The organism is Bradyrhizobium sp. CCBAU 11434, assembly GCF_028128895.1.
Classification (GTDB): Bacteria; Pseudomonadota; Alphaproteobacteria; order Rhizobiales; family Xanthobacteraceae; genus Bradyrhizobium; species Bradyrhizobium zhengyangense.
In genome coordinates this window covers 1-15990 of record NZ_LBJX01000059.1, presented here as the reverse complement: position 1 = coordinate 15990, position 15990 = coordinate 1, and the positions used below count along the sequence as shown (strand labels likewise).

Annotated in this window: 10 protein-coding genes; 2 read left to right on the top strand and 8 right to left on the bottom strand. The window is 61.1% G+C overall.

What is annotated here, in order from left to right; translation table 11 throughout:
- Nucleotides 1–224 precede the first annotated feature (224 nt).
- Together XI06_RS13455 and XI06_RS13450 are read right to left on the bottom strand one after the other, a co-directional pair.
- Nucleotides 225–2756: a YbcC family protein gene (locus XI06_RS13455; RefSeq protein ID WP_237871118.1), complete on the bottom strand. Its 2532-nt coding sequence runs from the start codon at nt 2754–2756 to the stop codon at nt 225–227.
- 13 nt (nt 2757–2769) lie between these two features.
- Nucleotides 2770–4356, bottom strand: coding sequence for a proton-conducting transporter transmembrane domain-containing protein (locus tag XI06_RS13450; protein ID WP_237867226.1), 1587 nt, complete (start codon nt 4354–4356; stop codon nt 2770–2772).
- 107 nt (nt 4357–4463) lie between these two features.
- Here XI06_RS13450 and XI06_RS13445 point away from each other — a divergent pair, with 107 nt between their 5' ends.
- A complete protein-coding gene (locus XI06_RS13445) occupies nt 4464–5414 on the top strand; it encodes a LysR family transcriptional regulator (protein WP_237867227.1) in 951 nt (316 codons plus the stop codon).
- 319 nt (nt 5415–5733) lie between these two features.
- Here XI06_RS13445 and XI06_RS13440 read toward each other — a convergent pair whose 3' ends face one another.
- Both XI06_RS13440 and XI06_RS13435 read right to left on the bottom strand, forming a co-directional pair.
- The gene (locus XI06_RS13440; RefSeq protein WP_237867229.1) at nt 5734–6114 is read right to left on the bottom strand and encodes a DoxX family protein; all 381 of its coding nucleotides are present in this window, start codon (nt 6112–6114) and stop codon (nt 5734–5736) included.
- Nucleotides 6115–6238: 124 nt separating this feature from the next.
- A complete protein-coding gene (locus XI06_RS13435; protein WP_128965729.1) occupies nt 6239–6790 on the bottom strand; it encodes a fasciclin domain-containing protein in 552 nt (183 codons plus the stop codon).
- 824 nt (nt 6791–7614) lie between these two features.
- Between XI06_RS13435 and XI06_RS13430 the strand changes: the two genes are divergently transcribed.
- Nucleotides 7615–7947 (top strand): hypothetical protein, encoded by a 333-nt coding sequence (locus XI06_RS13430; protein ID WP_237867231.1) that lies wholly within the window; start codon nt 7615–7617, stop codon nt 7945–7947.
- 9 nt (nt 7948–7956) lie between these two features.
- Here XI06_RS13430 and XI06_RS13425 read toward each other — a convergent pair whose 3' ends face one another.
- The 4 genes from XI06_RS13425 to XI06_RS13410 all read right to left on the bottom strand — a co-directional run bounded on the left by XI06_RS13425 (nt 7957) and on the right by XI06_RS13410 (nt 15691).
- Nucleotides 7957–10038, bottom strand: coding sequence for a putative bifunctional diguanylate cyclase/phosphodiesterase (locus XI06_RS13425; RefSeq protein WP_237867232.1), 2082 nt, complete (start codon nt 10036–10038; stop codon nt 7957–7959).
- A gap of 632 nt (nt 10039–10670) precedes the next feature.
- A complete protein-coding gene (locus tag XI06_RS13420; protein WP_237867233.1) occupies nt 10671–11090 on the bottom strand; it encodes a BLUF domain-containing protein in 420 nt (139 codons plus the stop codon).
- 206 nt (nt 11091–11296) lie between these two features.
- Entirely contained in the window at nt 11297–12073 is a 777-nt protein-coding gene (locus XI06_RS13415) for an EAL domain-containing protein (protein WP_237867234.1), read from the bottom strand.
- Nucleotides 12074–12388: 315 nt separating this feature from the next.
- Nucleotides 12389–15691: a PAS domain S-box protein gene (locus tag XI06_RS13410; protein ID WP_237871124.1), complete on the bottom strand. Its 3303-nt coding sequence runs from the start codon at nt 15689–15691 to the stop codon at nt 12389–12391.
- Nucleotides 15692–15990: the final 299 nt, after the last annotated feature.

Sequence of the window (15990 nt, the reverse complement as noted above, 5' to 3'; positions counted from 1 at the left end):
ATCAGATGTACGGGCGTGCAAAACTCGATCTGCTTGAGGCACGCGTCATCGGCGCCGCGTAAACAACTGCACCAAAAGTGAGTCAGAGCCCAAGCTCGGAGCCGATCCACACACTGGGCCTCCTGCTTTGGACGCGATTGGGGCGCGCAAACTTCCTTACGATCCTTCACGCTCAAGGCCTCAAAGTTGGGAAGCCGATCGATGGGCGACATGCAGCCGCGATCTTATTCAGAAGATGAAGCAACCCAAATGCCCGGCCGCACGCAGCGGCGGATGACTGGGCCATGCTCGCCGAGCGAGTGCAGCATAATCCAGCCGTTGGTCACGAGATCGCAGATGCCTGAGTGCCGACGCAGGACATCGTCCATCTTAGTTTCGGGAGCAGCGATGAAGACGTTCAGACGTACCGGCTCATGGACAAAGCGCTTGCCGTCATGGACCGACTGCCATGGCAACCCGACTCGCAGGTCGCCGGCGTTGCCTTCAAGCACGCCGAGCTGGCCGACAATGTTGTGCAGCACCTTGTTGCCGCTTCCGAACGCCGCGTTATTAACGGTCGAGCCGTAGTATTGCAGATTGATCCAGCTCGCGACCACCAGCGGCGCGGTCATGATCAACTCCAGCACCCGATGATCCCGATCCTGCTCGTGGATATAGGAGTGCAGGAAGGCGCGGCCGGACAGGTCGAGACCGCGCGTGACGCTGCGCGGGGCAGCGATGAACGCGGCGTTTCCCGCGAGGCCCCATTCTGGCCGGACTTGGGACCAGTCCTTGCTACGCGCCTTGATCGCGGCGTCGGCATCCGCCGCATCTCCGACGCCCAGCAGCGCGCGGCGCTCGAGCCTCGCCAGATGAGCGGCATCGGCCAGGCGCAATTTCAACCGTGCCAGATCGTCGGCGAGTTGCGCCGGCAGGTCCTCCTCGTCGAACAGCTTTACGTCGTCAGTGGTGGTATCGTGAAGCGCACCGACGAACCAGCAGTCGGCGGGGATGTCGATGCCCCGCGCCCGCAAGCCATCGCGGACCTGCGAATCGTTGAGGATCGCGGCGGCGACACGCGCATTGGCCTCGCCTGTGTGACCGCCACAGGCGCCGCAGTCGAGGCCCGAGGCGTGTGGATTGTTGACCGTGGTGCTACCGTGGCCCGTCAGCAGCACGAGGCGCGCGAACGGCCCGGTCAGTGACATCGCCTTCAGCACCGCCTCGGCCATATCGACGGCCTGCAAGTCGGTAAAGCCGGTGGAACGCCCTTTGAGCTTGCCAGGCGCGAGACGCGGGCCGACCCTCGCAGCGACGTCGGAATCGAGACCATCGCTGACCGGCGATGGCACCGGTCGGGTTACGCCCGCGCTGTCAGTCGCGATCTTCGCCGCGAAGCCGAGGCCTGCCGTCTCCACAAAGGAGAAGGACGACACTGCGGAGACCTTGAACGATTTCCAAGCCTTCGCCACTCGCCGCCGGAGCAGTCGCTGGCCCAGCACTTCGGCTTCCTCGAACGGCTCGGCGTCCTTGACTTCTTCGCAGACGATGAACGCCGGTTTGAGCAGCACGGGACATTGCGCGCCGCCCCGAAGGTGGCCTATCGGAACATATTCGATGGGGAAGCCGAAGAAGCCGGCGAAACCGATCGTTTCCACCTCCGGAGAAAGGGTCTCAAGCGCGCGCCGGAATATTTCCGAGCGCACGTCGATGCAGAAGGCCGCCTGGACCGCAGGCCGGTCCATCCGACCAGACGGTGCCGCGCTGCCGCGGTTGGCGAGGAGTCGGGCGATCAAGTTGCGGCGGAAGACGATCTCGTAGGCCTCCTGCAGGACGACGTCGACGGCGAGCTCGGGAGTCTCGTCTAGGCAGTGATCGACGGGCAGTTTCGCCGCCTGCTCCATCGCTCGCGCCCAGGCTGTCCTGAAGGCGTCATCGGTCCGCGCCTCGAACAGCGCAAAACCCCAGGCGAGCCGGATCGCAAGCAGTTCGAGCAGAGTGTCGTCCCGACGGCCCTCGAGCTCCGCGCTCCATCCGACATAGCGCGCGTAGGCCGACCAACCAAGGTCGAACAGTGCGCGCACCAGATAATCCTCGATCGCGCGATCGGGAATCCCGAGGCGGTCGAGGATGACACCGATGGCCTCGATGGGATCTGTAGGCAGAGCCGCAACAGACGTTCGAAAACCCCTGATGCCCATGACTTCGGGATTGCGGTCGTAGATCGCAAGCGTCCGCCAGGCCGCGTAGGGCCTGAGCCTGCGCGTCGGGTTCGGCCAATTGGCCTGGCCCTCGTCGAAATAGCTGGCGCAGAAGGCCGAGATCTCGTCGATCATGAAGGCAACCAGCGAGACGTATCGGTCGCCTTCAGCAAGCCCGTCCAGCACCTCGGCCACAGTGGCGACGACGGCCGGAGGCGCGCCGGCCGGCGCATCCGAGCGCAACCCCTGTTTGAGGCTGTCGATGTCGAGGCCAGCGTCGGGGTGAAGCGCGAGCGCCTGCGCCATCGCCGCATCGTCGATGCGGCCTTCCGCGAGCGCGTGACGGTAGAACGCCCGCGGCATCAGGATGCGCGCCCGCACCACGCGCTCGAACGTCGCGGCGGTGGCGGCAAAACTTTGGCCCGTGAAGCCGAGGAACGGATTGACCGCAACGAAATGCTTGAGCGGCCAGAGCGGTGCGACGCGCGCGCAGGCGGCCGCGATGCGGGCCTCGAGCGTGACGTCCGTGTCGGCTTCGGTCGCTGTGATCTTCAGGGCTAGGGCGGCCTGGTTCATGGTTATCTCGGCGTCAGGGGTTGGTCTTGAGCTTGTTCGACGCGCGTGGCCAAAGCGCCAGCACTAGGCGGTTAGCCAGCGTATTCAGATAGAGCCCGTTGCGCAGATGCACGTAAGCTGCGATCCAAAACAGTGCGTCGGCGCGGCGCATCATCTGGTTCTGAAACACCGTCATCGCCGCAAAGGAGATCACCACTAGCGCGGCGATTAGCATCGGCGCTGTGCCATCCACCGGACGTCCGACCGGGACGCTTCCGGCGGCCAGCCACGCCGTCGCCGCTTGCAGTGCAAAGTAGAGCGCGGCGACACCGGCCGCGGTGACGATGCCGCGCGCGACGACGAAGGCGTTGGGCCGCTCGTCGATTGCATTGGCCATGAGGTGCACGAGCCCCATCAGCAGCACCGATCCCAGCGCGATCTGCGCCGGATTGCTGCGCAAGGTCATACCAAGCCCCCAGCCGATCAGGAGCGTCAGTCCGATCACGCCCGCGAGCGCAAGGATCAGCCGCGCCGGGTGCGGTTGGCCACCGGGGCTAGGCGTCCATGACGCGCGTGCCAGGTCGATGATACTGCCCGATGACAGGAAGGCGTGCGCCTTGTAGAGGGAATGGGCGACGATATGCAGGAGCGCGGCGGAGAAGGCGCCGAGCCCGCATTGCAGCAGCATGAACCCCATCTGGGCCACGGTTGAGTAGGCCAACTGGACCTTCACCGACGTCTGCGTCAGCATCACCAGCGAGCCGAACAGCGCGGTGATGCCGCCGACGACGGCCAGCACGTTGAGGGCCGGCGTCGCCAGCAGCAGCACATCGCCGAGCCGCAGGGCGAGGAAGCCTCCGGCATTGATGATACCGGCATGCAGCAGCGCCGAGACCGGGGTCGGCGTCTCCATCACCTCGCTCAGCCAGCCATGCAGCGGCAATTGCGCGGATTTCAGCATAGCGGTCACGACGATCAGCAGCGCTGCCGCGGAGATGGCCGGCGAACCGATCTCGGCACCGCTGCGCGCCTTGGTGGCCAGATCGGCGACCTCGAGCGTTCCGAAGTGCAGGTAGAGCAGCACGGCGGCGATCGCGAGGCACCCATCGCCGAGCCGGCTCGCGACGAACTTCTTGCGCGAGGCCCGGATGGCGGCCGGCCGCGTGTGGTAGAACAGCAGCAACCGGCCTAGCGAGACGCTGGTGGCGATCCAGGCAACCAGCAGCAGCACTAGATTGCCAGATATCAGCACGGTCAGTACGGAGGCAAGCGTCAGCAGCAGCCAGCGCGTGAACCTGATCTGGCCGGGATCGCCATCCAGATAGTTGCGGCTGTATTTGACGACGACGAGCCCGACGAACCCGACAAGCACGCAGAGGATCGTTGAGAGCGCATCGACGTGCAGCGAGAGTCCTAGCCCGGAGGCTCCCAGCAGCCTCGAGCGTCCCGGCCCGACAACGAAGCAGGCGAGACCTGCCGCGACGACAACGACGAGCGACGCCGCTGCGGCGACGATTGCAAGTCCGACGTAATCCCTGACGCTGGCGCGAGACGGAAGGAACCCGACGAGGCAGAGGGTCAGCGGGGCGAGTACGGCGAGGCAAGGCAGAAACTTTGACATGGCATCTCGGCAGGGTTGATCCGGCGGTCCCCGTCCATACCGCACGACGTCGTTTGTTAAAAATTCAATTATTGAACTAGATCGTTATATCAAATAGAACGATCGTCATGCCGCACCTCAACTACCATCATTTGCGCTATTTCTGGATAATCGCGACCGAAGGCAGCATGAGCCGCGCCGCGCAGCGGCTCAACGTCTCGCCCTCCTCGCTGTCGGTGCAGATCAAGGCTTTGGAAGAGCAGCTTGGCCAGCAGCTGTTCGAGCGGGTCGGTCGCACGCTGCAGCTGACGGAGGCCGGGCGCATCGCGGTCGACTATGCCGGCAGCGTCTTCAAGTCAGGCCATGAACTGATGGAGACGTTGTCCGGCCTGCGGCCCGGACGCCAAGTGCTGCGGGTCGGGGCTGCAGCGACCTTATCACGCAACTTTCAAATCGCTTTTCTGCGGCCACTGATAGGCCGCATTGATGTCGAACTCATCATCCACACTGGACTGTTCGATGATCTGCTCGAGGCGCTCGATGCGCACAAGCTCGATATCGTACTTGCCAATCATCCGGCGTCGCCCGATGCACGCAGTAGCTTTGAGAACACGCTGATCGACGAGCAGGGTGTCAGCATTGTCAGCCACAAGCCGGCGAAGCCTACGCGCCTTGGCTTTCCCCAGGACCTCGCGCGTCTGCCCATCGTACTGCCTGGACGAGGCAACGCGCTACGTTCGGCCTTCGATGCGCTGCTCGGTCGCAGCGGCATCAGGCCGGTCATAGCGGCGGAGGTTGACGACATGGCCATGCTGCGTCTGATGGCGCGCGAAAGCGGCGGCTTGGCGTTGGTTCCGCCGATCGTTGTCATCGACGAACTCCGCTCCGGCCTTCTGGTCGAGCGCATCAGGCTGAATACACTGAAGGAGCAGTTCTTCGCCGTCACCCAGCAACGCCGCTACCCAAATCCGCTGGTCGCGGAATTGATCCGTTCGCCCAGCGCAAGCCGAATTCGCCGAATGAGGGGTACGGAGCCTGTTCGATCGGTTAAGTCTTCAAGAGGTCGATCATCGCCGTGATCGAATAGGCCCCTCGCTTTTCATGAAGAGACTGGCAGGATCAGCGTGGCCGCCTCTTGCACTTAGACTTTCTCCGCCAATCGTCGGTTTTCTTTTCGGTCAACCTCCGCCTGCGACGGAAGAGATCACTCCCTCGGAAGCGACTATGCCCTGTTCTTGGAAAGGGTCGTTGATCCGGCACCGCACAGTGACGCGGCATAATTTTTCAATGCCACTGACCTTCAGGGCTCCAGCGGCGGCTTTCCGGCAGCGCCCGGGCGCTGCGGCGATCGGCCAAGTCCGGGGACACATACTACAGTGTTGATTTGCTGACTCACAATCAGTCCCTTGACGATCCGAACGGCCAATTGATCGCGTTCGAACAAAATAACGCCCACCAGATGATGATGGGCTGAAACGCCAGCCGCGGCACGTGGTACCACCAACTAGACGAGATGTAGGGCAAATCGATTCCTTCGATCGCATGTTTAAAGTTAGCCGGCCAGACACAGAGGGCATATAGTGCCATCAGAATTCCGGCATACTTTTGCTGAGGTCCGACGAGCAGCACGGTTGAGGCCGTCAGTTCGAAGACACCCGTAATAAGGATGACCTGGGGCCGAAATGGCACCCAAGATGGCGTTATCGCAAGTAGCTGTGCCGGCGCCAGCAGGTGCGCGATCCCCGCTGTGGTGTAGAAGACGGCCAGAACCACGCGCATGACGCCGCGCAGTCGTGGGTATGACCGAGCGGCGTCGGTGTTCGCTTGTGGCGCTAACACGTAGTTCCCATTGATGCGGCGGAGGAGTTGGCGCCCGTGCCGGTCGCCCTCCTCGTTCGATCATTCAGCTTGCCGGCATTAGCACCGTGTTGACGACATGAATCACGCCATTGGACTGATTGACGTCGGGAATCGTTATGGTTGACGTACCGCCTTTGGCATCGACAATCATTGTGCGGCTGCCGGCCTTCCTCACGGTCAGTTGTTCACCTTCGACGGTCGTCAGCCTTTGCCCATCGGTTAGATCTTCTGCTTCGAGCTTGCCTGGTACGACATGGTAAGTCAGGATCTTGGTCAAAGTCGATTTGTTCTCCGGCTTCACGAGTGTCTCGACCGTGCCTTTCGGCAGCTTTGCGAAGGCCGAATTGGTTGGAGCGAATACAGTGAAGGGTCCTGGGCCAGACAAAGTATCGACGAGGCCAGCGGCCTTGACGGCTGCGACCAGTGTTGTGTGGTCTCGTGAATGGACGGCGTTAGCAACGATCGTTTTAGTGGGGTACATTGCTGCACCGCCGACCATCACTGTCTTTTCCTTCGCCGCCGCCGGAGCTGTTGCGCTGCCTGCTATGCCGGCGATTGCAAGAGTGACCGAGGCAATCAGAGTGCTGTACTTCATCAGAACCTCCACCTTTTACGCATGAGTTCAATTATGGTTGACGATCTTCACGCCAAACTTAGGCGCCTCAAGCTACGAGCAACGGTGGAGTTCGGTTTCAGTTTTCTCGCAGGATCGACAATTTTTTGCGGCTCTGGAATAAAATGCTCGGGGCGAACGCAACGGAGTATGACCTCCGGATTGTTCCGCACTAGAGAGCAGCCATCCGCCGAGTTAAGAGCGCGCTCGAATGCGAAGGACGCGCCGGATGCTGGTCTTCTCTAAGCCCCCTCCACGCAACCCTGAAGACGAAAGCTCCATCAGATGCAAGGTGGATTCAAAATCAAGCAACATGGCTGCCGGGCTCAGTTCATCCGGATTCTCGGGGCAGCGAAGCGCCTAGGACAACTTGGTTATTGAGCTCGTCGTGCGAGAGGAAAACCCCGCCCCTAGCCGGCGGGGCTGTGCGGATCGAGGAGGTAAGGTTCGTTCTCCCAGTTCCTGCGACTACTAATGTCAGGTATTCGGCGCTCCTTGAAAGGGCCGACAACGTTGAGCGTGATTCGCGGCCGATGAAGAGGGGCATTCTTGCTTCGCCGCTGCGCTATGATGCGAGGGCCTAGTACCCGCTCTGGGCGCCGACCGTCGATTGCGCACGACCCACCTCTCTACTTCGCGCCTTGGCATAGTGCGGCCTGCTCGCTTGGGGCGCTATCAACGACGTTCCAACCAAGTCGCTTCACGACCGATGGTGCGACTTCTCAGATGGCCAATGTCGCCCGCGCCTCCAGGTGATCCAATCCCTTTTGAGCATCGTTCCTGCCTCATCACAATCGAGGTGCAGCATGGTCTATGTCTCCATGACTGGCTTCCGCCCGCGTGGCATCGTGCACTTGCCCAGGTTCTGGTGGCGAACGGTCCAATCACTGGCGCAGGCACGTCGTGCCACTGGAATTGTCGCGGTTCAAGCGAAAATCATCGGCGGTACCTATCACACGCTGACAGCCTGGTCGGATCTCGTCAGCATGCGCGCCTTCGTTACAAGCGGCGCGCACCTCAAGGCCATGAAGAATTTTCGAAAGCTCGGGACCGGGAGGATCTTTGGCTATGCTCCCGATAAGGTTCCTGATTGGGACACTATCTACGAGCTCTGGAAGCTGCATAGCCGCGAGGTTTGAGCGGCCATCTCAGGCGGCCGCAACCTGCGTGAGCTCATTGTGCGCATCAGCCCCTTGTGGACGCGACCCCTTCTCATCATCGATCATCCGGGTCACGACGTCGACCGGCATAGGCCGGCCGAAAAGATAGCCTTGAACGCTGTCGCAACCTTCCCCGCGGAGAAAGTCGAGATGGCTCGTCGTCTCGACGCCCTCGGCCAGCACCGGGATGTTGAGGCTGCGGCCGAGCAGCAAGGTCGCCTTGACGATAGCGGCCGCATGCACGCTGGTCTCGACCGCCTGGACGAAGCTCTTGTCGACCTTGATCTTATCAAAGGGAAACGCCTGCAGCGTCGAGAGCGAGGAATAACCCGTTCCAAAATCGTCCATGGCGACGGTGACGCCGATCGCTTTGAGCGCCAGCACGACCTGCAGCGCGTGCTGGCGGTCAGCGATAATGCCGCTCTCGGTCAATTCGATTTCAAGCCGCGACGGCTGCAGGCCCGTCTCGTTCAGGATTTCCGCTACGCGCCGCGGCAGGTCATGATTGAGCTGCATCGGCGCGACATTGACAGCGACCTTGAACGGCAGCCGCCATAGCGCGGCGGCGGTGCAGGCCGTCCGCATCACCCAATCGCCGATATCGATGATCAGGCCGGTCTCTTCGGCAATCGGGATGAAAGCGTCGGGTGGAATGCGTCCCTTCTGCGGATGATTCCAGCGGATCAGGGCCTCGAAGCCGACGATGCCGCCGGTGTTGGTGTCGTTCTGCACCTGATAGTACAGCTCGAGCTCATTGCCGGCGAGCGCGCGCTTGAGGTCGATCGCGAGCTCGGCGCGGACACGGCTCGCCTCGTCCATCGACGGCTCATAAGTGCAGATTTTGCCGCGGCCGAGGCTTTTGGCGCGGTACATTGCCAGATCAGCGCGCTGGGTGAGTTCATCGCCGGCCCGACCGTGCTCGGGAAACAATGCAATGCCGATGCTGCAGCCGACCGCGAGCGTCTGGTGCTGCCACTCGATCGGGTCGAGCACGACGTTGCGCAGGCGCTCGGCGAACTTGACCGCCTCGCCGCGGGCAAAGATCTCGCTCTTCACGGCCACGAATTCGTCGCCGCCGATCCGCGCCAGAAATTCCCCGGGCTGCAATTGCGCCGAGATGCGTTGGGCAACTTGCCGCAGCAGATGATCGCCGCCGACATGGCCGTGGACGTCGTTGATGTCCTTGAAACGATCCAGATCGATTGCCACCACGACCACGCGCGCAGTGTCGTCGCCGCGTCCGGCGAGCAGATCATGCAGTTGCTGCGCCAATCCGTTGCGGTTCGGCAGGCCCGTCAAGGGATCGTGCATCGCCTGATGCTTGTAGCTTTCGGTCGCCTCGTTGGCGGCCTGAAGGTCGATCGCGTAGGCGGAGGCAGCCATCGCCATTATCAGGCTGATGCTGACGATGACGCTGGTGATCATGAACGTATCCGACAGAGCCTGTGGCGGCACCGCCAGGTCGAACGCAGGATAGACGGACATGGCCGCCATGCCGGTGAAATGCAGCGACACGATCGCCAGGAACATCGAGAGCGCGCCGCCATATTTGCAGAAGCGCGTGATCGGCCGTGCGATGCGGTTGGCGGCGACCGCACCGAAGCCGGCCGCAAATACGACGGAGAGCGCAACCAGCGGATAATTCCAGCCCAGAATGCCCGGGACTTCGAACGCGGCCATACCGGTGTAATGCATCGCGGCGATGCCGAGACCGAAGATCGAGCCGCCGCCCTCGATTGCGGGTCCGAGTCTTGTGCGCGTGGTGATGAAGAAGCCGACCCAGGCGAATATCACGGTGATCATCAGCGAGGCGAAGGTCAGCCCGGGTTCGAAGGCGCGAGCCACCGTCGCGTTGTAGCCGAGCATCGCCGCAAAATGCGTGGTCCACACCGTGCCGCCGGCAACGAGGCCGGACAGGAACAGGAGGTTGAAACGCCGCGCCCTGGTGTTGCGCCGGACCCGCGCCAACAGCCGCATCGACAAAAGCGACCCGAGCACGCAAACCAGCACCGCGACAGCGACGTAGCGCAGGTCGTGCTGGCCGGGCAGACAGGTCAGAGCTTGCCACATGCGAATTTGTTCTCCCGGAAGCAGATACGAGGCAGGGCTGCGATTGGATCAGGGCAGGTTGAGAAAGGGTTAGCGGCACGTGAACGCCGCCTCGCCCGACCAAGGTCCAGCGGCAAACAGGGCATCCGGCTTATTAAACGCGGGTTTAGGAAGGAGGAATCGGCCGGACCGAAGCTCGGCACGGTGAAGAAACGGTTCGCTATTGCCGAGATTTCGTCGTCGACGGGAGGCTGGCCACCGGAAAAAGGCCGTGGCGAGCGGGTTCGTGGAGCCCCCCTCGCGTAACGCAACTTCCCTTCACGCAAGGAGCGCAGGAAACCGAGGCGGATAGCCATCTCTTGAATGCAAAATTCCACACGGGCAAGATGTGGTGCCCGCTGCGCGCCGCCAGCGCGCACGGCGACCGCTGCAGCTCTGTGAAAAATAACGAACTCTGCTCACGAGCGGTTCGACCGTCGATTCGGGCCCGCTTTTCCACTAGAGGAAATCAACGAACAGGTATTTTCGAGGCGAGCTGCACGAAGAGATCGATAAGCAGCGATTGTCCGCGAAAAGTAATTACGGCAACAGCGCCTCGTTCTAGGAAAGCGACTTGAACGAGCTGTCAAAAGGTTGGCGGCGGCCTAGCGTTTTCACCAGACGGGAACAGCGACCCTCAGCGAGGCATCCGAATTCTGGAGCTGCTCGACCATCATCTCGACGACCGCATCGCCGGAAATGAAGTTCGGTCCGAGGGGCGACGCAGCAGGATTCGGAATAAGAGCCATAGCCCAATCGGCGAACCGGCGGTCGGTGACCGACTTTGCCTCGACAATACTAATGTCGGTATGTCGACTATCGCTGCATATTCGGATGAAAAGTTGCGTGACCTTTAGCCGGTCTCCTTCGAGCACTTGCGCAAAAGTGTCCTTGTCGAACAGAAGGGCGCCAGATATCCCCAATTGAAGATTGTTTTGTTCGGCAGCTTTCGCAATGCTCATCAGCCCGTTGCCACCGGCTACGGCCTTCCGACGTAGCAAGTTGCGACTGTGATAGACCAATCGGAACAGCATGGGTATCTCGTTCACCTCATAGGCTGACTGCGGGTCTCGCTCGAGAGGAACGGGCGAGGTCGATAGTGTCGCATGCGCTCTGCCGGCACGCTGCTCTGACGGGAAAGTATCGAGCCGAGCCGCTCGCCTTGGACGCATCAGCTTAGTTCAATATCGAACGAACAGCCGACGAGATCGTATGGCGGAGGAGCTATTGGGCTGATTCATCATCTTGCTGCCAAAGCGGCTTCAATCGGCCTGTCCGCAATGAAAGTAACTTTGGGCAGCGTCATGAATCCCGGCTTTGCGAAGTAATAGCCCTGAAACAGATTGATGCCAGCTGCTTTCAATACGCCGAGTTCGGCTTCGTCCTCGATGCCTTCGGCGAGCACGCGGACGTCAAGCTCCCGCGCGATATTAACGATGCCAGCTACAACTGTTTGCTTGGCGTGGCTGACATGTATGTCGCGGATCAGTTCCATGTCGATCTTGATCAGATCGGGCTGCAATCGAGCCAAGAGACCGAGCCCAGCGTATCCTGCTCCGAAATCATCGAGCGCCGTCCAGAAGCCGAACTTGCGGTATGCTTCCACGATCTTCGCGACGTGAGCAGGGTCCACCATCCGCTCGTTCTCGGTGAACTCGAACATGAGATTACGATGTGGAAATTCCACGCGCTTGGCGGCGGCAAGCGACTTTTGGATGCACGCTTTGGGTTCGTATACTGCGTTCGGCATGAAGTTGATCGACAGCCGCATGTCTCTGCCCGCGAAGAGTGGGCCTGCGGCCTCGATTGCCGTGACTCGGGCCGCTTGGTCGAAGCTGTACCGAGTCTCGTCGGTGACCTGCGCAAGGACGGTATGGGCAGGTTCCCCGTTTTCCCCCCTCACGAGCGCTTCGTATCCCCAAACCTCTCCCGCCGAGAGATCGACGATCGGTTGGAAAGCCATTTTGAATTTGAAGGGCAAGCTCTCGCTGAGACGGCAACCCGCGCACGTGTTCATAGTCCCACTTTCTTTCACATTGCGCGCAAGCTAGGACGCAATGATTGCTCGGCGGTTAAGGACTAATCGGACGCGACGGGCTAACTTGTGTTAAGAAGACCTGAGCCCAGCTCAAAGACTGTCTGGCGGACGGCCCCTTTTGCGACGAACGAAAAGCCGTCCGGAAACGCGGTCGTCGAGTCGGTGCCGGCGCCTGACCAGCCTTGACCGTCTCATTGGCCGAGACGCGAGGTCAGGCGGCATGTGCAATGAAACGTGAGGACGCAGTTTGCTCGCGGACTGCAGCTGGCAACGGAGCGCGGCCTTTGCTTTCACCTATCGACCACTCGACAAGCTGGCAAGTTTCGCAGCGAGATCGTTAATGCCGAATGGCTTGACCAGCCGCGGAAGATCGGGCGCGACGCCCTCGCTTTCCGCGTAGCCCGACACCACTAGCACGAGCGTTCCGGGCAGTTCGGAACGAACGAGACGGGCCAGATCTGTACCGTTCATTCCTGTCATCAGGTGATCGGTGATAAGCAGCTGGGGTTTGACGCCCCCACCGATCAACCGAATTGCCTCTTCGGCCGAACCAGCTTCGAGAACGGCGTAACCGAGGTCCATGAGCATGTCGGCGGCTGCGGCACGCACAAGGGGCTCGTCATCAACGAGAAGCGCTGTCCCTAGGGCGCCAACGGCGGGCACTGAGGCCGTTTGCTGGTTCTCCGGCGCTACAGGCTCATCGGTCGATGGAAGCCAAATTTCTATATTTGTACCCAGCCCTGGGCGGCTTTGAATTGTCAGTGCCCCGCCTAGTTGCGACGCCAGGCCGTGAGCCATCGACAGACCGAGGCCCGTGCCCTTTCCGATGCCCTTGGTTGAGAAGAATGGCTCGATTGCTCGGGCCTTCACAGACTCGTCCATGCCGATGCCGCTGTCCGCAACGGATATCCTGACATAACGTCCAGGTTTCAGGTCTGTCCCATGCTTCGCGTCAATGTGTTGGGCGTCGGCGGTAATGCGCAGCGTACCGCCGTCGGGCATCGCGTCACGCGCATTCACCGCGAGATTGAGGAGAGCCATCTCCAGTTGGTTTTCATCGACCTTTGCCGCCGGCAGGTCCTGTTCGATCTCGACAGAGACCTTGACTTGCGGACCGGACGTACTGGCGATCAGCTCGCCCATTCCGTGGATCAAGTCGCCTACTTGGGTCGCTCTGGCCTGGAGCGGTTGCCGCCGTGCGAATGCGAGCAACCGCTGCACAAGCGTCTTGGCCCTATCTGCGGACTGCATCGCCCCGGCGATCAATCGCTGCTCGCGTTCCCCGCCTACGCCTCTGCGTTGCAAGGCATCGAGGGCGCCGACGATTGGCGTCAGCAGGTTGTTGAAGTCGTGGGCGACGCCGCCGGTCAACTGGCCCATCGCCTCCATTTTCTGGCCCTGACGTAGCTGCTCCTCCGCCCTTGCCAGCCGCTCATGCTCGCGGATACGTTCCGATACATCGTAGACGAATTGATACGCGCCGATCCGCTCTCCTTTGCTATTTCGGAGGGTATTGTACTTCATTTCGTAGTGACGACGTTCGCGCTCACCGAGGGCTGCGATCTCCGTAAATTCCTCTCCGGATAGCGCGCGGGCCCACACCGCGCGTAAGGCTTCGCGCTCGGCAGGCAGATGTGTCAACAGATCGAGCATGCATGCCCCGGCCTGCGGACGAACCCCGAATATCTTCTCGAATTCGTTAGCCGCGGCTTTGTTGATGGCGAGCCAGCGGAATTCGAGGTCCACGACTTGGACAAATGCATCCGTCCCTTCGACGATGTCGGCCAAAACCTTTCTTTCAGCCAGAACCTCCGAGATGCGGCGCTCCAAAGTCTCGTTAAGCTCTTTGAGCTTTGCCTCATCGGCCTTGCGGGCAGTAATGTCGATGGCGGTACCGGTCACCCGCAAACAGCGCCCCTCAGCATCGAACACGCCCCGTCCCTTTGCCGCGACCCAGCGGATGCGACCGTCTTCCTTGCCAATGGTTCGATACTCGACGTCATAGAGAGCGCGCATATCGGGATCCGCTGCAGCCGCGTAAGCCGCGCTAACGGCGTCCCGGTCTTCGGGGTGAAGGCCCGAGTAGAAGTCCAGCATCGACACGGGCGTGTCCGGCGCGATACCGAACATTGCCTTAACCAAGGGCGGCCAGTGCAGGATTTGATTGACTTCATCCACATCCCAGAAGCCGACGTCCGCGTTGGCCGTCGCGAGCCGCAACCGCTCTTCGTTCTCTCGCAGCGCAACATTCGTTGCCTGCAACTCCTCTTGGGTGCGGCGACGTTCTGCCTCAGCTTCCTCTCTCTCGGTGACATCGACGTTGACGCCAATCATCCCAAGAAATTCACCGGAAGCGCCGATGCGAGGATGCGCGACGGTTTCTAACACCCGGTATGCTCCTGATGCGCTGCGGTATCGCCCTTTCAGCTCGATAGGAACCCGTTGCGCAATTGCGGTCCCGACCTGTACGCGGACGGCTGCGGCGTCGTCGGGGTGTATGGTTGACGACCAGTCGAAGTCGGCAATGCCTGCCTCCTCTACCCCCCAGAAGTCGCGGAGTAGCCGGTTGAGGTGAAGGCATTTGCCTGCGGAGTCGCTTATCCAGATCATGACAGGAGCATGCTCCGACATAAGACGGAATCGCAGTTCGGATTCCCTCAATTGCTCTTCCGTCATTATTCTGTCCAGCGACAGGCTCAACTGGCGTGCAATGGTGCTGGCTAGACGGGTTTCTCCCTCGCTGAATTGATGCGGAGACCTATAGTAGGTCATGAACTTGCCGATGACGTGTCCATCGCGGAGCAGCGGAATGAAGGCGAGGCCCCGAATCCCTTCGCCCTCGATTACCTTCTTCAGGGCATCAGGTTCGTTAGAATCCCTGATGTCGGCAACGAAGATCGGGACCGCGTCGGTCGTTTCGGGTGTCCACGGCGAGTGGCCCTCTACTGTTTTGCGGTATTGCTCGCTGATGCCCCTCCAAGCGACGAAGCGCATCACGGAAGCCGAATCGAACAGCAGGATCGATGCGCGCTCGCACGCGAGCGCTTCCGTGATCGCTTCGAGCGCCGCCTCATAGACCTCTTGCGCGGTTCTGGCAGCCTGCAGGCGCTCTGTCAGGTGAAAGAGAGTTCCGAGCTCGCGAACGGTCCGCGAAAGAAATTCAGCAGCACTCTTGCGCTCGCTGGTGTCCCGGCAAAACGATGCTCCGCCCACGATCAATCCGTTCTGGTCGCGCAGCGGGACGGCTGTAATCTCCAGGGAGAGGGCTCTGCCCTTCTTGCCCACTCTGACGGTTTCGAAAGGGCCAACGGATTCGCCGGCGCTCACGCGATCAATAATGTTCTCGGCGACTGAGCGGTCCGCTTGTGTGACCAGATCCAGCAGGGAATGCCCGACGATTTCCGATGCCTCGAACCCCAACAGGCGTTCTGCCGCGGGATTCCATTGGGTGATGATGCCGTCGATGCGCCAACACCAGATCGGGTCGGGTGAGCCGGCCAGGATTGCCGATAGCACCGCCGGTCCGGGCTCGTTCGTCTCGGAGCGATAGGGTTTTGCTTTTATGGCAGAGATCGGTCGCTCAACTCCACTCGACATCCCTTACCCCTGGCAGCCGCTCTTCCGCTCCCAATACCTTGATCGAGCCGCGGAGATCAAAACCTTAGCCAACGACGAGGATTGGCCTTGGTTCCAATCGCCAATCCCCACGTGATCGCAACATCTCAAAGGGCCCGCGAATCGACCGAGATCGACGGCCCAATAAGCATGACAGGTGTGAATAGGCACGCTATTTGACCCCCAATCGGCTTCCAAGGTTGGCTCTGACTCACTTTTGGTGCAGCGATTGACGTGCCAAGGATGGCACAGTGGCTGATTCAACTTCTCGGGGGAATCAC